Consider the following 20,079-nt stretch of genomic DNA (forward strand, 5'->3'; position numbering starts at 1 on the left):
AATAACTTTTGTTTCGCCAATAAGTTATTACAAGGCAAACCGTGACTCGAAGACTATTAATAATTGAAGATACGCCAACCATTGCGCGAGTGCAAAAACATATCGCGCAAAAAGTTGGCTATGAAGCAGATCTCGCAGTTTCACTCGCCGAAGCAAAAGAGCTCATTAGCCAGCACAGTTACTTTTGCGCCGTTGTTGATTTTATTCTGCCTGATGCGCCAACCGGTGAAGCTGTACCTTGTACCATTGCAGCTGACATTCCTACCATTGTAATGACGGGTAACCTTGATGAAACCACACGCAATATTGTTGAAAAACACCCTATTATTGATTACATCACCAAAGAAAATAAACAAGCTTATCAATACCTAGAAAAGCAACTTACTCGCCTCCCTCGTAATGAGCAAATACAAGTACTCGTAGTTGACGATTCAGCATCCACTCGCCATTATATTTGCAGCCTGCTCACACGACATAAATACCAAGTATTAGAGGCTGAAGATGGTGTGCAAGCATTAAAAGTGCTCGCTGAGAACCCAACCATTTCGGTTATTATTACCGACAACGAAATGCCGAATATGAACGGTGATGAGCTCTGTGTCGAGATTCGCCGTTTATACTCAAACGATGAAAAAGCAATTATTGGTATATCAGCACTTGATACATTACATCTTTCAACGCGCTTTTTAAAATCAGGTGCAGATGACTACCTGCGTAAACCATTTAATAGCGAAGAATTTTATTGTCGGCTTAGCCAGAACGTCGACATGCTTGAGAATATTAAAACGATTCGTTTACAAGCAAACACTGACTATCTTACAAAACTCCCTAACCGTCGCTACTTTTTTAGTGAAGCAAATGGCCACTTAAAAGCCGCTAAACTTGCCAACAATCAAGTCTCTTTAGGAATGATCGATGTAGATCACTTTAAAGCAATTAACGATAAATACGGCCACGATGCAGGAGACGACGTTTTAAAAGGGCTAGCGCAATGTATGCAAACCTACTTCAAAGATAACCTTGTAGGTCGTTTTGGTGGTGAAGAGTTTGCGGTGTACTTTGCTGATCAAGACGCTGAAAAAGCATACCAACGATTAGAAAAATTTCGTCTCTTTGTGCAAAAGCACAGTACTGAATTTAGTAAAGATAAGGTAGCCTTCACCTTATCGATAGGCTTTCATTGTGGGCCTGTTTATAACCTTGATGAACTTATAAAACAGGCCGACTTAAAACTTTATCAAGCCAAAGAAAGTGGCCGTAACAAACTCATTAGTTAAGCTTTATACTGGCTTAGTTACGGCGGCTAGCTGCGCTTTTCGCTGCTTACGGCTTTGGCGATAAGAGTCCCAACTAAATAATGCCAACGCACTCCAAATACACGCAAAGGTAACCACGCGCTCAGCATCAAATACTTCACCATAAAACGCCACAGCAAGCATAAACATTAAACTTGGACCTATATACTGAAAAAAACCTAAGGTACTGTATTGCAAGCGCTTAGCTGCACCTGTAAAACATAAAAGAGGTAGGGTTGTCACGACACCAGCACTGATCAGCAATAAGTTAACATGCCAATTATTAGCCGTAAAATCTGAACTTGTAGTCGGCACCATTAACCACCAGTAAATCAATGCAACAGGCAGTAAAATTAGCGCTTCGAGCAACAAACCTGGTAATGACTCAATAGGCAGCTTTTTACGTAATAAACCATAAATAGCAAACGAGCCCGCCAATGAAAACGCAACCACAGGGAAAGAGCCAAAACTTACTAACTGTAACAGTACCCCGCACAAGGCTAAACCTACCGCAACACCTTGCCACTTACGTAAACGCTCACCTAAAAACAGCATCCCCAGTAATACATTTAAAAGCGGATTTATGTAATAACCTAAGCTTGCATCCAGCATGTGGTTATTATTCACAGCCCAAATAAACAAGCCCCAATTAAAGCCCAACAAGGTAGCGGTAACCACCAGCATAAACAGCAGCTTAGGCTGACTTAAAGCGACTCGAATTCGCTGCCACTGATGACGAACGGCAATAATAAGAAGTAAAAATAACACCGACCAAATAACACGGTGCATCAATATTTCAAAAGCAGAAATATCTTGTAGAAGCTTAAAATAAATGGGTGCTAAGCCCCACATAAAAAAGGCTAAACATGCGAAAATGACCCCTTTTCGCTGTTCGGTATTGGTAGGCATAAGTTAGGCTTTATTGATTAAAAACACTATTTTACGCCCCCTTTCTAACTGCGCAACTAAAACGGGTTAAATAAACCCTTTGGGCGCTCCACAGGCACTTACCCTCATCGTTGTTACTTCTTAAAAGGGTACTGCCATTGTTGCAAAGTAACGCCTTGATATTAAGCTCCTGTGAAACGCTGAATTCTGCATATTGAGGTCGTTTGGGTATATTGCTAAAGACATCGCTATAAAAAACCACTAAAATGCTCGCGATGAATACCAATACCGCAACAACCAACACACCCATTCGCTCACCACAAGCCGTACTCAAACAAGTGTTTGGTTACAGTGAGTTTCGTGATGGCCAACACGCTATTATAGCCGCCGCGCTAGACGGACAAGATTCGCTCGTGCTGCTTCCTACTGGCGGTGGTAAGTCATTGTGCTATCAAGTACCTGCTTTGATCCTTGATGGCGTCACTGTGGTCATTTCGCCACTTATTTCCCTCATGCAAGATCAGGTTGCGCAACTTCGTGCCCTTGGTGTTCAAGCTGCCTATATCAACAACAGCTTGCCATTTGAAGAACAACAAGCGGTGTATCAGCAATTGCATTATGGCCAAATTAAGCTTTTATATGTTGCACCAGAAAAAGTCTTACAGCATGATTTTTTAGAGCGTTTGAGCCATCTTAAGCTAGCCTTATTTGCGATTGATGAAGCCCATTGTGTATCGCATTGGGGGCACGATTTTAGGCCACATTACTGTAGGCTCAATGAATTAAAACAGCGCTTTATGCATGTGCCCATGATGGCATTAACTGCCACAGCAGACAAAGCAACTCGCTACGATATTATTGAACAGCTCCAGCTTAATCACCCATACGTGCACACAGGCAGCTTTGACAGACCCAATATTCGTTACACCATTGAAGAAAAGTTCAAACCGATGGTGCAACTACTTCGTTACTTAAAAGAACAACAAAATCAAAGCGGTATAATTTACTGTACTAGCCGAAAACGTGTCGATGATGTGGCTGAAAAGCTCGCTGACGCAGGATTTAATGCCGCAGCTTATCATGCAGGTATGAGTAACGAGCAACGCCAGTTTGTACAATCAGGCTTTGCTCGTGACGATATTCAAATTGTGGTCGCCACCGTTGCGTTTGGAATGGGCATCAACAAACCAAACGTGCGATTTGTGGTGCATTACGATATTCCAAAAAGCATTGAAGCCTATTACCAAGAAACAGGCCGTGCTGGTCGTGATGGTCTTGCCGCAGAAGCGATTATGTATTTTGATCCGGCTGATATCGGCCGCGTACGCCGCTTTTTTGAAGATATTGAGGACGAGCAACGTCGTCGTGTGGAAGAGCAGCGCTTTAACGCTATGGCCAGCTTTGCCGAAGCACAAACCTGCCGCAGACAAATCTTGCTCAATTATTTTAGTGAATACAAACGTGAAACGTGTGGCAACTGCGATATCTGTCTAAATCCACCAAAAAGCTTTGACGGTACACTGGTTGCGCAACAAGCATTATCCTGTGTTTATCGTGCTGAGCAACGCTTTGGTATTGGTTATATTGTAGAGCTGTTGCGCGGCGCTAACACGAGTCGTATCCGTGATAATAATCACCACCAGCTGAGCACCTATGGCATAGGTAAAGATCACAGTGTGGAGTTTTGGCTGAGCATTTTAAGGCAGCTTATTCATCAGGGTTTATTGAGCCAAGACATCACGCAAGGCTCTTCGCTTCGTTTAACCGAAGCTGCACGCGCAGTGCTTAAAAGTGAATATGCCCTACAGCTGGCAGAACCCCGCCTTCAAGCGAAACACGTATACCAAGATAAACTTGCTCAATTCAATTACGATAAAAAGCTGTTTGCGCGGCTGCGTGCTCTACGTAAGGAGCTTGCAGATGCGGACGATGTGCCGCCTTATGTGGTGTTCAATGATAAAACCCTTGCTGAAATGGCGCAGCTTATGCCAACCAATGACAGTGAGTTCTTGAAAGTATCGGGTGTTGGTTTTACAAAGCTTAACAAGTATGGGGCACCGTTTTTAAATACCATTCGCGATTATCTCGCAGCCAACTAGGGTAAGTATGACTGAACTTCTATACGATGCTGAACATCAAGTTATTATCATCACGCCAAGCGAACATCCCACCGATGAAGACTTTGCGCTATGGGCTACACTTTTTTTGCACGCTCCAGCTATTCAAACTGCTGACTTTGATGCCGGAGCGGACCGACATAGAGTAAGGTTTCACTTTACAGATCATAGTTTTAATCTAAACTTTGAACATTACAGTGAAAGTATTTGGATTAACGCCGAAGGCGTTGAAGCAGCAGCCTTATTAGCTGACCTTTATCAGTATTTAGTTATGCAGTTACAATAATAAGCTAGACTTTTTTCTGCGCTTAGTATGTAGTATCTGTATAAGGCATAAACAACTAAGGGTGTAAATGGGATTTAAGCAGTCGCACTTTGTTGCTCAGTTAACGACATTACTGACAGTAAGCATGGCAGCAAGTGCATATGCGCAGCAGCTACCTAGTGATGATAACAATTATTGTCAAAACCAACGTACGCTTAAATCACAAGATAATAACCTACGTCGCCAACTTGATACCGACAACCCACTTCCTGAAGCCGCCGAAAATCGCAAAATTGTTGCTGTCGAGCTTGAGCAACTTAATGTCTTCAACACTGAACTTGAAGAAGAAGATAACTTTTTATTTCGCTTTGCAAACCGCGCGCACATGACAACGGAGCCTGAGGTTATTCATAGCGTTTTACTGTTCAGTGAAGGCGATACTTATAACCCTCGTAAGCTACTAGAATCAGAGCGGCTCCTACGTAAGCAAGGCTACCTATATGACGCACGCATTCACGCTAACCTTGATTGCGATGGTAATGTTCGTGTGAAGGTCGTGACGCGTGATTTATGGACTTTACTTCCTGAAATAAGCTTTAGCCGCAGTGGCGGTGAAAACGAATCGAGTATTGGTTTTCGTGAATCTAACTTTTTAGGATGGGGTAAACGGGTTTCTTTCTCGCGCACGCGTGATGCTGATCGTACCGGTTATCTATTCGTATATGATGATCCTAATATTCTATCTAGCCGTTATCGAGGGCGTATTGAATACTCAGACAACGATGATGGTAAACGCCACTACATAGATTTAAGTTATCCCTTTTTCTCAATAGATACCCCTTACAGCTATGGCTTTACGAGTTACTCTGACCAGCGTCGTGAGTCGCTATATTACCGCGGTGATGTTGTTAGCGAATTTGAACAAAAAACGATTTTAAATAGGGCCTACTTTGGCCACTCACGTCATTTTGCAAATAATTGGACTCAGCGCCTTAGCATCGGGTTTGAAAACCGAGAAGATACCTTTGCAGCCATTCCTGAAACACATTTACCGATCGCCAATGATCGTAACGTAAGTTACCCCTACATTCGTGGCCAGTGGTTTGAAGACCATTTTGTTAAAGTGAGAAATTTTGACAGTATCTACCGCACCGAGGATCTTAATTTAGGCTGGAATATTAGTGCCTTACTGGGCTATTCAAGTAAAGATATAAGTGATGATGCCAGCCGCACCATTTACTCGCTCTCTTTATCTAAAGCGCATTACACTGGTGATAATCAACTATGGCGTTTCAAAGCAGACATTGATGGCTATTGGAATGAAGAACAAGACGATGTTGAAAACTTAATAACCAGTTCACAAGTTCAGTACTACTTAAACACCAGCATACAACAAACTTGGTATGCAAAAGTGCGTCTGCAATATGCAAAAAACCTGACCGCAGATAAGCAACTAACCTTAGGGGGCGAGAATGGTTTACGCGGTTACCCTTTAGATTACCAAGTAGGTGATCGCAGCTTTCTAGTAACATTAGAAAAACGCTATTATTGGGAATATGACTTACTACAATTATTTAAAGTAGGCGGTGCAGCCTTTTACGATATAGGTCGTGCTTGGTATAACGATAAAGACAATGGCTCCAACGGCAACGTATTACAAAACGTCGGGGTTGGGCTTCGCTTAGCCCCAAGTCGCGCAAATGCAGGCACGGTTATTCACCTCGATATTGCTGCGCCAATTAACAAACAAGATGATGATATTGACTCTGTGCAGTGGCTCGTCACCGTTAAAAATACTTTTTAAAGTACTGTTTTTCACAGCCTAAAACGATAAAATTAGTGCGTAAATCTTTAACTTAGGAACCCGTTTGGACTTCGTCGAACTTTTTAATGAGCAATACCATTTAATCGTCACAATCATCGCGATTTTGCTTTACCCGTTGCTTCGTAAAACCACGAAAAAGCTGTTGCTTAAAGCAATCAAAGGAAAGGCCGATCCTCATCGTGAATACCGCGCAGAGCTGTTACTAAATATTATTTTAGCCATTGTCATGCTGTGTTTAGTATTAGTTTTTTGGGGGATCGAGCTGCGTGGTTTGTTAGTGCTTGGCTCCTCAATTTTTGCCATGCTCGGCGTTGCACTGTTTGCTGCATGGTCACTTCTTAGTAACTTAACAGCCTTCTTACTCATGTTCATTCAAAACGACTGCCGTGTTGGCTATTGGGTAAGAGTGATTGATGGCGCAAACTTTCTTGAAGGTCGCATTACTGAAATGGGATTAATGAATGTTGTGCTTGAACACGTTGACGGACATAAAGTTATTTACCCTAATAACATCTTTGTTACCCGCCCTGTGATGGTGCTCAACAAAGCCCCTGCCCCAACGAAAACAGCATCGACAAAACGTATTCTAGGCCCCAAAAAATAAAGCCGCATCTGCGGCTTTGAATCACACTAAAACTGTCTAATTTAAAACAGCCACGATTTAACTTAGCGACCTTGCTCTTTATTTGTTTTAGCAATAAAGGCTTTTAGTTCATCAAGTTGAGGTTCAATACCTTGCTCATTATGCCACTCAAACCACTCTTCAACATCTAACACAACATAATGATGAACCTTCAAACAAAGTTCACTATTTTTTAGCCATACATCGGGGGAGCGTGTCGGAGAAAATTTATACCACGAACAGTAAGTGTAGCCATGGTTTTTTAAGTTTGCTTCAATATAGAAACTCAACACAATCGACGAAATAAAGTATAAAACTATGCCAGCTAATGTTGACTTTATCATCAGCAAAAATGTTTTTTCATTTTTATAATTAAAGATCTTCTGAACACCTGCAATTATCATAAAAAGCGGGAGCGGCAATATGAAAAAGCCAGGAGCTTGTAACCCTACTTCACTTATATAGTAATGATCTTTATCAAAAAAAACATGCTCATTGAATCCTTTATATGACGCATACGTGATTAATACAGCAATAAAGCTTAAGAAAACTATTGTTATGAATATTAAAAACTTAGCTTTAACTTCAAGAGCTGAAAATTTTTCACCTGATTTCTCCCACTTTAAAAATGGCATGAAGTTCCTTTTCTGATATCTAATAACATTCGTTTATTTTAGCGACCTTGCTCTTTATTTGTTTTAGCAATAAAGGCTTTTAGTTCATCAAGTTGAGGTTCAATACCTTGTTCATTATGCCACTCAAACCACTCTTCAACATCTAACACAACATAATGATGAACCTTCAAACAAAGTTCACTATTTTTTAGCCATACATCAGGGGAGCGTGTCGGGGAAAATTTATACCACGAACAGTAAGTGTAACCATGGTTTTTTAAGTTTGCTTCGATATAAAAGCTACAAATAATTGAAAAAGCCACATACAAGGGAACACCATAAAGCAATGACTTTATTAGATGTTTAGCTGTTTTATTATTTTCTTTTCCTAGCAACTTTTGAACACCGCCTATAATAGCAATAATAGGAAATGGTACTAAAAAAATAGCTGGAGCTAGGTAACCAACCTCACTAATATAATATAGCCTGTTATTAATAATTAAATGATTTTTCACACCTACGTAAGTACCATACATGTATCCATAAGCCAAAAGCAGCAATAATATAAATGTCAGACATATAATCACTTTTTTATTGAGTTCAAAATCTGAAAAATTTCCTTCAGATTCTTTACCCCTAAAAAACAGCATGAAGTTCCTTTTTAGATAGAATTATATTCTTATATTTTAACGACCTTGCTCTTTACGCGCTTTAGTAATGAATACTTTAAGTTCATCAAGTTGAGGTTCAATACCTTTATTGTCATGATATTCAAACCATTTCTCAACGTCTAAAGCAACAATTGCACCCTCTTTCAAACAAAAACGGCTATCTTTTAACCACACATCAGGTGAGCGCGTCGGGGAAAATTTATACCAAGAGCAGTAAGTATAACCATGCTTTTTTAAGTTTGCTTCTATGTAAAAACTACAAACAAATATAGAAACAAAAAACAAGGCTATACCAATAGTTGAAGTTTTTATCATAAATTTAAATGTTTGATCGATTTTATAATTAAAAACTTTCTGAATAATTGCGACAACCATAAAAAATGGAAAAGGTAAAAAGAATATCGCGGGTGCTAGCAGGCCAGTCTCACTAATATAAAAACGTCTTGATTCCAGAAATAAATTCTTAAAAATACCTATGTATGATAAATACAATAGAGTGGCTGTAAATATTGAAAAGAGTAAGAAACTGAACAAATGTAAAAGCTTAGCTTTTAAAGTAAGTTCTTGAAACTTTTCATCTGATTTTTCCCACTTTAAAATTAGCATTCTCATCCTCTATCCAAATTAATATCTATAAAAGGTACACCGAATAACTGATGTAAATATTTAAATAAGTTATTGTTATTATTGCGATCAAAATTGACCTTTTGAGGATTAATTTTAATTAAACCTGCAATTACCTTTTCTTCCATGTCTCTCAAGCTAAGAGTTAAAATATTTACTAATTGATCTATTTCACTTTTAAAAGCAATTGACAAAAGAGTAGCCCCACCCCCAACGATTACTACCACTATTAAAGGTGCCGCAGTGACCCCTGCAACAACAGCCCCTAATGTTTGCAATCCCATCAATGCTAACCCAGTAACAGCTATAGTTGCCGCAACAACTGCCATATCAACAGCAACACCTGCAACGAAGTCATGCCATGTTGCTTCATCTCTCAAAACAAGATCCAATGCATGAAAAGTAACTGATATAATCAAAGTAACAATAAACCCACCCTTCATTGACTTTGCCGCTTCTAACTTACCCACACCAACTGTAAATAACTTTGGATTACTTGCTAAGTATGGGTCTCTGTTAAGTGTTCACGGATTCGTGGGTATGAGTCTATAATTATAGCTGGCGAGCCGTTATACACTTTGATTTTAAAATTACCAAACACATTTCCCTGCTGTTTAAGTGCGCAGCCAGTACAGTAAGCGATCTTACATCATCAAACAAAGGATATAAGCCTACACCGAACTTTAAATCACCTTTAATTATTTCCCATTTATTAGATACAGAGTTATATTCTTTTAACTGCGCATCAATCCAATCAACAGCTTGTGCACGAGAATATCCCTGTTTCATTTTTACAGAAATAATGTAGTCAACAAACTCCGCTGAGTTCATGATTAACATTGTATGATTATTACTGGCGAGTATATTTTGAATTTGTTGTTGACGCTGCCTTTGAGCAATTGCGCGACGAGCATGTGCAGACATCGTAATTTCCTTATAAATTGACTCATTCCATTCGTCTCTATTTTAAACACTAAAGAAGTTAATTCAATGTTTGGTTAATCAGAAATGTCTGTAATTAACGCTTATCTCAAATAATAAAAGCCGCAAATTGCGGCTTTTAAAGTAAAAGATTAACAGCTATTAGTTATTGAGTTCAGCCGTTTTTAGCTCGTCTTCAATATCGCTTATTTCATCAATAAAGGTTTCGAGCTGTTGCTCTACAAGGCTATTCGCATGGGCAAAGTAGGCTAAATGAAACACTGCATCCCCTTCGTTTACAAGTGGCATCGTTTGCTGGCCAATAACAATACCACTGCGGGGTGCCAGTAGCTCAAGCTCAGCATCACCTAATGGACTACTTATATAAGCGAGCACTTGCCCTTTCATCACTCGCTCACCAAGGGATACTTGCGCACGGACAATACCATCCACTTCGGCACGTATCCAGCTCGTCGAGCTTGCAATCACTGGCTCAGGAAGCTTTTTAGCACGCTTGCCACGCACCATTTTTAAATGGCGCATAACATAATCAACCCCTTGCACGCCTGCGGCAATGGCAATTGGGTCAAAGCGCAGTGCCTCTCCCGCTTCATAAGTGATAACAGGAATGCCTAAATTGGCCGCTTCACTACGCAATGAGCCATTACGCAGTGAGGCATCAATCACCGCCGGCGTCCCAAATGCTTTAGCCATAGCTGCAGTCTCGGGGTCACTTAAGTTGGCTCTGATCTGTGGTAAGTTAGTACGATGGATTGCGCCAGTATGTAAATCAATAATATGCGTACAATGCACTGCTACTTGAGTAAAAAAAGCATTCGCCATACGCCCTGCCAACGAGCCTCGTGTTGAACCAGGAAAACTACGGTTCATATCACGGCGGTCAGGTAAGTAACGCGACTTATGGATAAAGCCAAATACATTCACAATCGGTACAGCAATAATGGTTCCACGCAATTGCTCAGGGTCGATTTTAGCAAGTAACTGTCTTACAACTTCAACCCCGTTTAACTCGTCACCATGAATTGCAGCACACACCATTAGCACAGGCCCTTGCTGCACTCCATTTACAACTTCAATCGGAATATTCAACGGTGAGTGGGTATAAAGCTTTGCAGCCTCAATCGAAAACGCTTTGCGCTCTCCAACCCCAACAGTATCACCCAAAATTGAAAACGGTGTATTTTTCTTAACCTTTGCCACGCACTGTTCCTTTTAATAGAGCGCTTATATTACTTAACCTTTACCACGCGTTGCTGTTCTTTTTGATGCCGCTGTTTTTTCAATAAACTCGACAATCATGCCAGCAATGTCTTTACCGGTTGCAACTTCAATGCCTTCAAGGCCTGGTGACGAGTTTACTTCCATCACCAATGGACCACGTGCAGAGCGAAGTAAATCAACCCCCGCTACATTCAAGCCCATTGCTTTAGCTGCTGCAACGGCTGTTTTTCTTTCTTCTGGGGTAATACGCACTAATGTCGCGCTACCACCACGGTGTAAGTTAGAACGAAATTCACCTTCTTGCGCCTGACGTTTCATTGCCGCAATTACTTTATCGCCTAATACAAAACAGCGAATGTCCGCACCGCCCGCTTCTTTGATGTACTCTTGCACCATGATATTGGCTTTTAAACCCATAAACGCTTCGATTACACTTTCTGCCGCTTTACGTGTTTCAGCTAATACCACGCCGATACCTTGCGTACCTTCAAGTAATTTAATTACGACAGGCGTGCCACCTACCATGCTTAGTAAGTCTTTTACATCATCAGGTTTACTCGCAAACCCTGTTACTGGCATGCCTACGCCTTTACGTGACAATAGTTGTAATGAACGTAACTTATCTCGCGAGCGAGTGATTGCGACTGATTCATTCACAGGGAATACACCCATCATTTCAAATTGGCGTAATACTGCACAGCCATAAAAAGTCACTGATGAACCAATGCGCGGTACAATTGCATCAAAATCTTTTAAATTTTCACCGCGGTAATGTATTTCAGGTTGCTCTGAATTGATGTTCATATAACAACGTAGTGCATCAATCACTTTTACTTCATGACCACGCTGCTCAGCAGCTTCAATCAAGCGACGTGTTGAATATAAATTTTGGTTGCGTGATAAAATACCAAGTTTCATAGTTAAAAACCTTAACTGATAAACTCATACACGTAAAAACGTGTGATAAGTCCTTTTCTATAATAAATGAGATAAAGCCGGATCAACGACTATGCGGTTTTCCATTGCTGTACGCCCTAACAACATTCTAAACTTCATTGTTGAACGGTTACTTAAAGTCACCCTTACAGGCCAGCTTTGGTTTCCTGCGACTAATTTTGTTTCGATAAAGTAGCGAAGTTCGCGCTGACCACTTGAGCTGGTCACATACTTGCGCTCAACAACTTTTGCGCGGCACTCTACTATCGTTTCTTCATCGTCTTGTAAAGGGTGGGTTGAAAATTTCACCCAGTTCTCACCATTTTCTGAAAACTCTTCAACATCAAAAGCATGAATACACGAAGTACGCGCACCAGTGTCCACTTTCGCTTTGATCTTATCAATTCCCAGTTCAGGTAAGCTCAACCATTCGCGCCAGCCAACAATAATTTTTGCAGTCATTAATGTGCCCTCTATAAAAAAGTGTCTTATACGCTACAGAGCTAGAAACACCAACGAAATATATTTATCCCCTCGATAAATCGATTTAATTGACGTAGGCTAAACTATAATCAACTATATCGCACCATTTGTAAAACGAGAGTTCAATATGATCAATGGGTTACTTCATGTCTTAATTTTAGACGAGCAAGGCGGTGCACGTGCTATTGACAATAGTACTGAGCTGCAAAATTGGCAACCCGAACACGGAAAACTTTGGGTTCATATGGATTATAGTCAGCCTGAAGCGATTCAGTGGCTTGAAAGCAGTAATCTATTAACCGACTACGAATTAGCATCATTAACAGCAGATGAGACACGCCCGCGCCTGACTAAAGTAACCAATGGCACTATGCTGTTTTTGCGTGGCGTCAATCTAAACCCTGCACAGAGCCCTGAAGACATGGTGTCTTTACGTTTATTTATTAATGAAAACATCATAGTGACAACTCGCAAACGTCGTTTGCTCTCTGTACAAGATGTTGTTGCGTCATTTAATGATAGTAACGGCCCCTGTTCAATCTCTGAATTAGTGTGTGATTTGGCACAAAATTTAACATCACGCATGCAAGGTGTGATTGACAGTCTTGATGACACGTTAGATATTTTTGAAGATGAAATTGACGAACCAAATAAAGGCTTTGATAACCAAGCGTTAGCGCAAATGCGTCGCCAAACCATTGCTCTAAAACGCTATTTAAGGCCACAAAAAGAAGCGCTTATTACTTTATTAAACAATAAGTACAAGTGGTTAAATGAAGATGATAAAGCACGTTTGAACGAAACAACCAACATGGTAATTCGCTTTTTAGAAGAGCTAGACAGCTCAATTGAACGCGCGCAAATCATTCAACAAACCATTGCTAACCAAGTGTCTGAGCAACTTAATCAACGTATGTATGTGATGTCGGTTGTCGCGGCACTTTTCTTGCCACTGGGCTTTTTAACAGGCTTATTAGGTGTGAATGTTGGCGGTATACCAGGTACTGAGAACCCCTATGCATTCAGCGTATTTTTAATATTTTTAGTCGTGCTTACTGTCGGTATTGGCATTTACTTTAAAAATAAAAAATGGCTCTAACTGGTGTTAAACAACAATTGCTGAAGTAATCAAATCAAGGCGAACGTTATGTTCGCCTTTTGCTGTTGTAATAATTAAGTGTTCACCATCTGGGTGTATTATTTTCAAATTTACTGCTTTGCCCTGAAGCTGCTCACCAGAATCTAATGTGATCAACAACTCAGCGTTTTGCATACACCAAAGCTCATATTGATCGTAGTCAGCACAGGGGATTGGACTATAAGTCATATTTTTATCTTTAAAAGAACACGAGTTCAACTAGTGTAGAAAATAATAACAGTATCAGCAAACCGCGTTCTCACTCACAAGCTAGCCTGCTATTTGACTTAGGTAGCCAAATTTAAAGAGCTGATTCGTAATGAAAACGCTAGTTTAAAATACGTATCACCTATTAAAGTTAATCAACTCGAAAACTAATCGTTACAATATTATACGTGCTATCAACCTGATTACCGGCAACAACAGCCTTTCCTTCAACAGGGTAATCACTGGAAATAATGTAGGTTCCTTTCTCTTTATTGGTAACAGTTAATTGCCCTTTTTTATCGGTTGTTATTTTTAATTGCTGACTAGGTGTTTGCACTAATACAGCATGATCAACAACAGGGTTATTTTTATAAACAAGTGTGAAGGTGTTCCCATTTGCTTTGCTTGGCACGAACTCGAGCTCTTGTTTAGCTTTGGTATCTTGACGGCCAGCCTTAGCAAAAAGCTTAGCCGCTTGGAGCTTATCCGCCTCTTGTTCTGAGGTTTTTTCCATTTGCCAAGGCTCCCATAAATCATCTATGAAAGCTCTTACATCACCTTGCTCTTTTACCTCAGCTAACCAATAGTTTTGGTGTTGAGTAAGCGCTAAAGTCGACTGACTATCATTAACAAATACCTGTGCATTTTTCAGCCCTGCAATACTATCGCCAGATTCAGGTTCACCAGGCTCTCCTAAATACAGTTTTATATCATCGCCTTTTGCAGACTTTACCAACCAAACTTCATGTGCATTTGCAAAACTACTGCCGATAAGTGCAGCAATAAAAAGTAAATTCTTTAAGCTGTTCATTAAGTTTCCTTTTAAGCTTTAATGATGTGTCTATCAACATAAAACGCAGTTTGAAACCAAAAGTACAAGAGAAACCAAGTACACTTGCGTATAGCGATGCCGAAACAACCTTAACAATAATGATTATCAATTAAATTTGCAATTAAAAAGGGAATATAAAGTATTTTAAGTAATGGACTTAAACGCAGGAACATAAAATACAAACAAATTTAATGAATTACTTATAGGGATGATGTTTGAACAGGCTTACTTAAATATGCAGCTTTACTATCATAAGCAAGCTGTTTGATAGTGTAATGATAAGTTTAAAAGGAAATAAATAGCAGAGCAAATGGCGCTCTCGGCAGGGATCGAACCTGCAACTTAGCCTCCGGAGGGCCACGTGATATCCATTTCACCACGAGAGCACATTTGTCGTCATCAATACTGACTCGCGATATCAGCATGACAACTCGGCAATGATAATGGCATCTTGCCTTAAATGCTAGCATCTAAAGCCCTATATGCTTATAAATTCAGCAAATTGCATTAAAACACTTCACATTCGGGCAGAACCACGGTATTAACGTATACTTAATAAATTAAATAACAAATGGCACTCATTGCCGTGTAAGGGGAATTTGAATATGAGTTTAATGTCTACAGAGCAAGTTGCAGAATTTTTAGGTGTAAAAGTCGAACGTGTTAAACGACTTGCTCGCGAGCATTTATTAATCTCGAAATCACAAGATGACAAAGGTGAGCCTTTATTTGAACCAGAAGATGTAAAAAAATATAAAGAACTTGCCGAGCGAATTGGCGGCCTTTAATTTTTTACTTCCTCAATAAAGTGGTTAAGCTGTGTAAGCAGTGGCGCCACTTTATCCATTGCACCGCGTTGTTCATACCAGCAAATGCACAATAGTAAAAATACAGCATGAAACGCAGCGAGCTTTTCGAGCGATAAATTGAATTCACGGTGTTCACACACACGTGATTGATAGTTTTTAAGCAACTGCAGTTGCTGCGACTCATTGAGCCCAAAACTCACCACCAGCGCAGCCAAGTCAAAATAAACATCATTACTTTTGGCATATTCAAAGTCGATTAAAAACATGCCCGATTCGTTCACTATTATATTTTCTTTTACCAAATCGTTATGGCAAAAGCCCATATCTTTTGGCGCAGCAGCAATGTACGCGAGCGATTGCTCAATTAAACTCGCATGCTGCTGATACCGTGCTGTTTGCCGGTAATAGTTAATTTCATAGGCAATATCCATGGGCTCGGTTAGCACTGGGTAGCGATGCAAATTAACTAAATCAGGTAATAAACTGCTACAAAACTCACCACTTGCTATGCTACCCGCCACGTAGTCAAAAATGGCAGTATCAGTTGCCTGCTCTAACCAAAGGGGTGCTGGGCAGCAACTTTGCTTAGCAAAGTGCGCTTGCGCAGCTAGCCCTATCGCCGGCCAGTGATCACGATAATGCTTAACCAAGAAAGCCTTGGTTGATGTTTTTACTAGGTAGTTATCATTGCTTAATCCCTCAACCAACGGGCTAATTGAGGTAATCGTTAAGCTAGAGTTAAAGCGCGTAAATAGCGCATGAATTTGTTGCTCTGTTTTCATTATAGCTGTGCAAGTGGCTTAGCTTGATGTTGCTCGTATTCTTCATACCAAGTTTTAAAGCCCCACGCCGCCATAACCGTATAAAAAACAAATAATACGAGTGTAGGGTAATACCCTTTTTCAAAGTACAAGTACATTGATGCAGCATCAATCACAATCCAGTATAACCAATTTTCGAGCACCTTTTTAGCAACCAAATAAGTCGTAACAACAGCAAAACAGGTTGTAAAACTATCAAGGTAGGCAAAATCAGCATGGGTATAATTAGCCATTACAAAGCCAATAATCACTGAAATTAATGAGGTCAAAAGCAAGATAACAGCATGTCTTTTTAACGACCATGAAATAATCGGTAGATGATCTTTATTATTCATACCCCGACGCCAGACCACCCACCCATATACCGCCATATACATGTAATAAAAATTAAGTAGCGACTCCATCAAAAGTGCGCCATTCCAGTACATTACGGTATAAATAAAGGTACTTATAAAAGCGGCTGGCCAGCACCATAGACTTTCTTTAATCGCAAGTAGTAAATACGCCATTGACAGTGCAACTGCAATATATTCCCAAAGAGACATCGCAGTAAATCCTGCAAACGTGTCTGTCAAAAAATCCATGCTTTACTGTAACCTTGTGGTACTAATCGTCGCTCGGCGATAAATCGCCATGTAAAAACTTACACACAAAAATCGCTTTACCAAACTCTTCATAAGAACGTTTGATTTCAGTATTCAATACAGACATGACTAAATCATAATCACCGAAAATCTGAGTTGATAAGGTATTGGTGATTACTTTAAGATTTTCGTAACTGTTTACACGATCAATAAAACCTTTGATAAACGGAATGTAGTCTTGATGTAGTGGGTACTTACTGATCTCTACTGAAAGTTTCATTATGATTTACCGAGTCTTTGAAAAGTATGGCATTGTAACCCGCTTATACTAACAAGTCATGGCTATGGTTATTTTTTAGTGTAAAATCAGCCCCGATAAACTTTGAGGATTCATTATGGCACGCCGCATCACTTACAAATTTAAAAACCAACCTCGCGAAATCAATTTTGCTAAAGATAAATACCGCGATATGTACCATGCGATTGCAGCGGCTGAAGGTATTGATTTAACAAATTATTTAAAAATGGAGCAGCAAGTCGAAATGACTTCAAAAGGCTCATCAGCAGTGCGTAACTTTCGTGACCAAGAATTTGCACGAATGGGATTTAGCGACGTGTATTTCATTAAAGAGTAACTATAAGTTACTCTTGATACTCGTAGCTTACACGTGGGGTGATATTACACAGTAACTCATAAGGAATGGTTGTCGCGCATTGGGCTATTTCTTCAACAGGAAGCTCAGGCCCCCACATGATCACTTCATCACCCACTTTGATATTGTCGTGGTTATCGCCAATATCAACCGTGATCATATCCATCGCCACACTGCCAACAATGCCATAGCGTTGTGACTTAATAACGACCGGTGTGCCCTGCTCTGCGTGTCGTGGATAACCATCACCATACCCCATCGCGACCACAGCAAGCTTAGTTGGTTTATCGCTGTGCCAACGACCGCCATAACCAACACACTGATTCGCGTCAACATCACGAATCGCAATAACACGGGTTTTTAAACGCATCACAGGCTCTAAGCCATGTTGTTGACCAATACTATTTAGCATAGGCGACACCCCATACAGCATCAGCCCTGGTCGAACCCAATCACCATGCCCATTAGGCCATGCGATAATGCCTGCGGAGTTTGCCAAGCAATGACGCTGACCTTTTCCTGCAACCAAGCCATCAAACAAAGCAATCTGCTGTGCAGTTTTATCATCGTTAATATCATCAGCACATGAGAAATGAGTCATCAACTTAATGTTATTGTGTGCATTTTTACTGGCTTTTAGGCGGCTATAAAACCCTTCAAACTGTGACGGTGAAATACCTAAACGATGCATGCCGGTGTTCACTTTTAACCAACATGCAATAGGCGCATCTAACTGTGCTTCTTCAAGCACTTTTAGCTGATTTTCATCATGAATAATGGTTTGAAAGTTATTTGCCAAAAGAATGGGTAAATCATCTTTATGAAAAAAGCCTTCAAGCAACACTATAGGTTTTGTCAATCCACCGGCACGAAGCGCTAGCGCTTCGTCAATACGTGCAACCGCAAATGCATCCGCATCATTTAAGTATTGGGCAATTTTAACTAAGCCATGACCATAAGCATTCGCTTTTAATACAGCCATTACTTTGCAATCAGGTGCAAAGCGCTTCACCTGTGCTAAATTATGAGCAAGCGCTTTTAGGTTAATTTCAGCAATGGCTAAACGCATTAATATTCATCGTCCATTGCAGGACCCGCGTAATTATCAAAACGCGAGAATTGACCTTGGAAAGTTAAACGTACTTTACCAATTGGACCATTACGTTGTTTACCTATGATAATTTCGGCCACGCCTTTTTCTGTACTGTCTTCGTTATATACTTCATCACGATAAATAAACATGATTAAGTCGGCATCCTGCTCGATTGAGCCTGATTCACGTAAGTCGGAGTTGATTGGGCGTTTATCAGCACGTTGCTCTAGGGTACGGTTAAGCTGCGATAGTGCAATAACCGGACATTGCAGTTCTTTTGCCAGTGCTTTTAGTGAACGTGAGATTTCAGCAATCTCTAAGGTACGGTTATCCGACAAGCTTGGCACACGCATTAGCTGCAAGTAATCGACCATGATCATACTAATACCGCCATGGTCGCGAGCAATACGGCGCGCACGCGAGCGCACATCCGTTGGTGTTAGACCCGATGCATCATCAACATACATCTTACCTTTTTCCATCAACAAGCCCATGGTTGACGACAGGCGCGCCCAATCGTCATCATCTAGCTGACCCGTACGAACCTTAGTTTGGTTAATTCGACCTAGCGATGCCAACATCCTCATCATGATTTGCTCCGACGGCATCTCTAGTGAGTAAATAAGTACAGGCTTATCTTGTGTCATGGCAGCGTGTTCGGCTAAGTTCATCGCAAAGGTGGTTTTACCCATCGATGGACGTGCTGCCACGATAATAAGATCTGAAGGCTGCATACCCGCCGTCATTTTATCTAGATCGGCATACCCCGTACTAACACCCGTTACACCATCTTGCGGCGACTGGTAAAGCTCTTCAATCTTATCAACTGTTTTTTCTAGAATGCTGTGTAAGCTTTGTGGGCCTTCAGTGCTTTTTGTACGCTGCTCGGCAATTTTGAATACTTTACTTTCAGCGAAGTCAAGTAGGTCATGGCTGGTACGCCCTTCTGGGCTAAAACCGGCTTCGGCAATTTCGTTTGCAACACCAATCATTTCACGGATAACAGCACGCTCACGCACGATATTCGCGTAGGCATCAATGTTTGCCGCACTTGGTGTGTTCTTCGCTATTTCAGCAAGGTAGGCGAAACCACCTATACTGCTTAACTGATTGTTTTTTTCTAAATTTTCAGAAATAGTGATTAAGTCAATCGGATCACCACCTTCAGCAAGGCTCACCATAGCTTCAAAAATCAGCTTATGGGTGCGGGTATAAAAATCCTGTGCAACCACTAACTCAGCAACACGGTCAAACGCTTGATTATCAAGCATTAAACCACCTAAAACAGATTGCTCAGCTTCTATTGAATGGGGAGGGACTTTTAAGGTATCGACTTGCTTATCTGGTTTGGCCATAACATCACAAAACTAAAATTGAATGGCTCTATTCTATCGACTTGCAAAGGCTGTGCAAATAGTAAAGCGGGAAAACTTCCCGCT

At 40.6% G+C, this 20,079-nt stretch carries 24 protein-coding genes and 1 tRNA gene; 8 read left to right on the forward strand and 17 right to left on the reverse strand.

The genetic code is table 11. From position 1 onward, the window contains the following. Positions 1 to 41: 41 nt before the first annotated feature. Positions 42 to 1,277, forward strand: coding sequence for a diguanylate cyclase (locus L3V41_RS14695; RefSeq protein WP_237114800.1), 1,236 nt, complete (start codon positions 42 to 44; stop codon positions 1,275 to 1,277). 3 nt (positions 1,278 to 1,280) lie between these two features. Here the strand turns inward: L3V41_RS14695 and rarD are convergent, their stop codons facing one another. Further along, positions 1,281 to 2,204, reverse strand: coding sequence for an EamA family transporter RarD (gene rarD, locus L3V41_RS14700; protein ID WP_237128016.1), 924 nt, complete (start codon positions 2,202 to 2,204; stop codon positions 1,281 to 1,283). A gap of 254 nt (positions 2,205 to 2,458) precedes the next feature. Here rarD and recQ point away from each other — a divergent pair, with 254 nt between their 5' ends. The 4 genes from recQ to L3V41_RS14720 all read left to right on the forward strand — a co-directional run bounded on the left by recQ (position 2,459) and on the right by L3V41_RS14720 (position 6,994). Continuing rightward, on the forward strand, positions 2,459 to 4,282 hold the full coding sequence (gene recQ / locus L3V41_RS14705) for a DNA helicase RecQ (protein WP_237128017.1): 1,824 nt from the start codon (positions 2,459 to 2,461) through the stop codon (positions 4,280 to 4,282). A gap of 7 nt (positions 4,283 to 4,289) precedes the next feature. Further along, on the forward strand, positions 4,290 to 4,586 hold the full coding sequence (locus L3V41_RS14710) for a DUF3630 family protein (protein WP_130151720.1): 297 nt from the start codon (positions 4,290 to 4,292) through the stop codon (positions 4,584 to 4,586). A 124-nt stretch (positions 4,587 to 4,710) separates the two neighbouring features. Continuing rightward, positions 4,711 to 6,369, forward strand: coding sequence for a BamA/TamA family outer membrane protein (locus L3V41_RS14715; protein ID WP_130151752.1), 1,659 nt, complete (start codon positions 4,711 to 4,713; stop codon positions 6,367 to 6,369). Positions 6,370 to 6,433: 64 nt separating this feature from the next. Further along, positions 6,434 to 6,994: a mechanosensitive ion channel domain-containing protein gene (locus tag L3V41_RS14720; RefSeq protein WP_062567371.1), complete on the forward strand. Its 561-nt coding sequence runs from the start codon at positions 6,434 to 6,436 to the stop codon at positions 6,992 to 6,994. Between the two features lie 62 nt (positions 6,995 to 7,056). Here L3V41_RS14720 and L3V41_RS14725 read toward each other — a convergent pair whose 3' ends face one another. The 8 genes from L3V41_RS14725 to L3V41_RS14760 form a co-directional block, all read right to left on the reverse strand. Further along, complete coding sequence (locus L3V41_RS14725) at positions 7,057 to 7,647, reverse strand: DUF1240 domain-containing protein (protein ID WP_237128018.1); 591 nt, start codon at positions 7,645 to 7,647, stop codon at positions 7,057 to 7,059. A 38-nt stretch (positions 7,648 to 7,685) separates the two neighbouring features. Further along, positions 7,686 to 8,276, reverse strand: coding sequence for a DUF1240 domain-containing protein (locus tag L3V41_RS14730; RefSeq protein WP_237128019.1), 591 nt, complete (start codon positions 8,274 to 8,276; stop codon positions 7,686 to 7,688). A gap of 36 nt (positions 8,277 to 8,312) precedes the next feature. Next, the gene (locus L3V41_RS14735; RefSeq protein ID WP_237128020.1) at positions 8,313 to 8,903 is read right to left on the reverse strand and encodes a DUF1240 domain-containing protein; all 591 of its coding nucleotides are present in this window, start codon (positions 8,901 to 8,903) and stop codon (positions 8,313 to 8,315) included. A gap of 2 nt (positions 8,904 to 8,905) precedes the next feature. Beyond that, positions 8,906 to 9,391, reverse strand: a complete 486-nt coding sequence (locus L3V41_RS14740; RefSeq protein ID WP_237128021.1) for a hypothetical protein — start codon at positions 9,389 to 9,391, stop codon at positions 8,906 to 8,908. An 82-nt stretch (positions 9,392 to 9,473) separates the two neighbouring features. After that, on the reverse strand, positions 9,474 to 9,845 hold the full coding sequence (locus tag L3V41_RS14745; RefSeq protein ID WP_237128022.1) for a hypothetical protein: 372 nt from the start codon (positions 9,843 to 9,845) through the stop codon (positions 9,474 to 9,476). Between the two features lie 159 nt (positions 9,846 to 10,004). Continuing rightward, on the reverse strand, positions 10,005 to 11,063 hold the full coding sequence (locus L3V41_RS14750; protein WP_062567364.1) for a succinylglutamate desuccinylase/aspartoacylase family protein: 1,059 nt from the start codon (positions 11,061 to 11,063) through the stop codon (positions 10,005 to 10,007). Positions 11,064 to 11,096: 33 nt separating this feature from the next. After that, complete coding sequence (rimK, locus tag L3V41_RS14755) at positions 11,097 to 12,002, reverse strand: 30S ribosomal protein S6--L-glutamate ligase (RefSeq protein ID WP_062567363.1); 906 nt, start codon at positions 12,000 to 12,002, stop codon at positions 11,097 to 11,099. A 57-nt stretch (positions 12,003 to 12,059) separates the two neighbouring features. Then, on the reverse strand, positions 12,060 to 12,482 hold the full coding sequence (locus L3V41_RS14760; protein WP_062567362.1) for an ATP-dependent zinc protease: 423 nt from the start codon (positions 12,480 to 12,482) through the stop codon (positions 12,060 to 12,062). Between the two features lie 148 nt (positions 12,483 to 12,630). Here L3V41_RS14760 and zntB point away from each other — a divergent pair, with 148 nt between their 5' ends. Continuing rightward, entirely contained in the window at positions 12,631 to 13,602 is a 972-nt protein-coding gene (gene zntB, locus L3V41_RS14765) for a zinc transporter ZntB (RefSeq protein WP_237114793.1), read from the forward strand. 6 nt (positions 13,603 to 13,608) lie between these two features. Here the strand turns inward: zntB and L3V41_RS14770 are convergent, their stop codons facing one another. The 3 genes from L3V41_RS14770 to L3V41_RS14780 form a co-directional block, all read right to left on the reverse strand. Then, positions 13,609 to 13,830, reverse strand: coding sequence for a Rho-binding antiterminator (locus L3V41_RS14770; protein ID WP_237128023.1), 222 nt, complete (start codon positions 13,828 to 13,830; stop codon positions 13,609 to 13,611). 169 nt (positions 13,831 to 13,999) lie between these two features. After that, positions 14,000 to 14,659, reverse strand: a complete 660-nt coding sequence (locus L3V41_RS14775) for a hypothetical protein (RefSeq protein ID WP_062567359.1) — start codon at positions 14,657 to 14,659, stop codon at positions 14,000 to 14,002. 332 nt (positions 14,660 to 14,991) lie between these two features. Continuing rightward, a tRNA-Arg gene (locus tag L3V41_RS14780) sits at positions 14,992 to 15,066 on the reverse strand. Between the two features lie 219 nt (positions 15,067 to 15,285). Here L3V41_RS14780 and L3V41_RS14785 point away from each other — a divergent pair. Beyond that, on the forward strand, positions 15,286 to 15,468 hold the full coding sequence (locus L3V41_RS14785; RefSeq protein WP_062567358.1) for a hypothetical protein: 183 nt from the start codon (positions 15,286 to 15,288) through the stop codon (positions 15,466 to 15,468). On the opposite strand, the gene L3V41_RS14790 is transcribed toward L3V41_RS14785, so the two are convergent. Genes L3V41_RS14790 through L3V41_RS14800 form a run of 3 tightly spaced genes read right to left on the reverse strand, consistent with a single transcriptional unit; the run spans position 15,465 to position 17,174 of the window. Continuing rightward, positions 15,465 to 16,271, reverse strand: a complete 807-nt coding sequence (locus L3V41_RS14790; protein WP_193988288.1) for a phosphotransferase — start codon at positions 16,269 to 16,271, stop codon at positions 15,465 to 15,467. The two genes, L3V41_RS14785 and L3V41_RS14790, sit on opposite strands and share 4 nt — an antisense overlap. After that, positions 16,271 to 16,894: a nicotinamide riboside transporter PnuC gene (pnuC, locus tag L3V41_RS14795; protein WP_062567356.1), complete on the reverse strand. Its 624-nt coding sequence runs from the start codon at positions 16,892 to 16,894 to the stop codon at positions 16,271 to 16,273. Before pnuC ends, L3V41_RS14790 begins: the two co-directional genes overlap by 1 nt. A 22-nt stretch (positions 16,895 to 16,916) precedes the next feature. Next, positions 16,917 to 17,174 (reverse strand): hypothetical protein, encoded by a 258-nt coding sequence (locus tag L3V41_RS14800; RefSeq protein WP_062567355.1) that lies wholly within the window; start codon positions 17,172 to 17,174, stop codon positions 16,917 to 16,919. A gap of 115 nt (positions 17,175 to 17,289) precedes the next feature. Here L3V41_RS14800 and L3V41_RS14805 point away from each other — a divergent pair, with 115 nt between their 5' ends. After that, positions 17,290 to 17,529 carry a DUF2960 domain-containing protein gene (locus L3V41_RS14805; RefSeq protein WP_062567354.1) on the forward strand — a complete coding sequence of 80 codons (240 nt, stop codon included), beginning with the start codon at positions 17,290 to 17,292 and terminating at the stop codon, positions 17,527 to 17,529. 7 nt (positions 17,530 to 17,536) lie between these two features. On the opposite strand, the gene alr is transcribed toward L3V41_RS14805, so the two are convergent. Together alr and dnaB are read right to left on the reverse strand one after the other, a co-directional pair. Next, positions 17,537 to 18,616, reverse strand: a complete 1,080-nt coding sequence (alr, locus tag L3V41_RS14810) for an alanine racemase (protein WP_062567353.1) — start codon at positions 18,614 to 18,616, stop codon at positions 17,537 to 17,539. Next, a complete protein-coding gene (dnaB, locus tag L3V41_RS14815) occupies positions 18,616 to 19,995 on the reverse strand; it encodes a replicative DNA helicase (RefSeq protein WP_062567352.1) in 1,380 nt (459 codons plus the stop codon). Before dnaB ends, alr begins: the two co-directional genes overlap by 1 nt. Between the last annotated feature and the right edge of the window lie 84 nt (positions 19,996 to 20,079).

The organism is Pseudoalteromonas sp. L21, from assembly GCF_021728035.1.
In the GTDB taxonomy this organism is placed as follows: Bacteria; Pseudomonadota; Gammaproteobacteria; order Enterobacterales; family Alteromonadaceae; genus Pseudoalteromonas; species Pseudoalteromonas arabiensis.

Coding starts and splice junctions, on each gene's coding strand:
- recQ (WP_237128017.1), top strand. CDS start 2,459: ATGAATACCAATACCGCAACAACCAACACACCCATTCGCTCACCACAA.
- L3V41_RS14725 (WP_237128018.1), bottom strand. CDS start 7,647: ATGCCATTTTTAAAGTGGGAGAAATCAGGTGAAAAATTTTCAGCTCTT.
- L3V41_RS14775 (WP_062567359.1), bottom strand. CDS start 14,659: ATGAACAGCTTAAAGAATTTACTTTTTATTGCTGCACTTATCGGCAGT.
- L3V41_RS14760 (WP_062567362.1), bottom strand. CDS start 12,482: ATGACTGCAAAAATTATTGTTGGCTGGCGCGAATGGTTGAGCTTACCT.
- rimK (WP_062567363.1), bottom strand. CDS start 12,002: ATGAAACTTGGTATTTTATCACGCAACCAAAATTTATATTCAACACGT.
- L3V41_RS14735 (WP_237128020.1), bottom strand. CDS start 8,903: ATGCTAATTTTAAAGTGGGAAAAATCAGATGAAAAGTTTCAAGAACTT.
- L3V41_RS14730 (WP_237128019.1), bottom strand. CDS start 8,276: ATGCTGTTTTTTAGGGGTAAAGAATCTGAAGGAAATTTTTCAGATTTT.
- L3V41_RS14745 (WP_237128022.1), bottom strand. CDS start 9,845: ATGTCTGCACATGCTCGTCGCGCAATTGCTCAAAGGCAGCGTCAACAA.
- L3V41_RS14805 (WP_062567354.1), top strand. CDS start 17,290: ATGGCACGCCGCATCACTTACAAATTTAAAAACCAACCTCGCGAAATC.
- L3V41_RS14800 (WP_062567355.1), bottom strand. CDS start 17,174: ATGAAACTTTCAGTAGAGATCAGTAAGTACCCACTACATCAAGACTAC.
- L3V41_RS14770 (WP_237128023.1), bottom strand. CDS start 13,830: ATGACTTATAGTCCAATCCCCTGTGCTGACTACGATCAATATGAGCTT.
- alr (WP_062567353.1), bottom strand. CDS start 18,616: ATGCGTTTAGCCATTGCTGAAATTAACCTAAAAGCGCTTGCTCATAAT.
- L3V41_RS14790 (WP_193988288.1), bottom strand. CDS start 16,271: ATGAAAACAGAGCAACAAATTCATGCGCTATTTACGCGCTTTAACTCT.
- dnaB (WP_062567352.1), bottom strand. CDS start 19,995: ATGGCCAAACCAGATAAGCAAGTCGATACCTTAAAAGTCCCTCCCCAT.
- L3V41_RS14715 (WP_130151752.1), top strand. CDS start 4,711: ATGGCAGCAAGTGCATATGCGCAGCAGCTACCTAGTGATGATAACAAT.
- zntB (WP_237114793.1), top strand. CDS start 12,631: ATGATCAATGGGTTACTTCATGTCTTAATTTTAGACGAGCAAGGCGGT.
- rarD (WP_237128016.1), bottom strand. CDS start 2,204: ATGCCTACCAATACCGAACAGCGAAAAGGGGTCATTTTCGCATGTTTA.
- L3V41_RS14785 (WP_062567358.1), top strand. CDS start 15,286: ATGAGTTTAATGTCTACAGAGCAAGTTGCAGAATTTTTAGGTGTAAAA.
- pnuC (WP_062567356.1), bottom strand. CDS start 16,894: ATGGATTTTTTGACAGACACGTTTGCAGGATTTACTGCGATGTCTCTT.
- L3V41_RS14710 (WP_130151720.1), top strand. CDS start 4,290: ATGACTGAACTTCTATACGATGCTGAACATCAAGTTATTATCATCACG.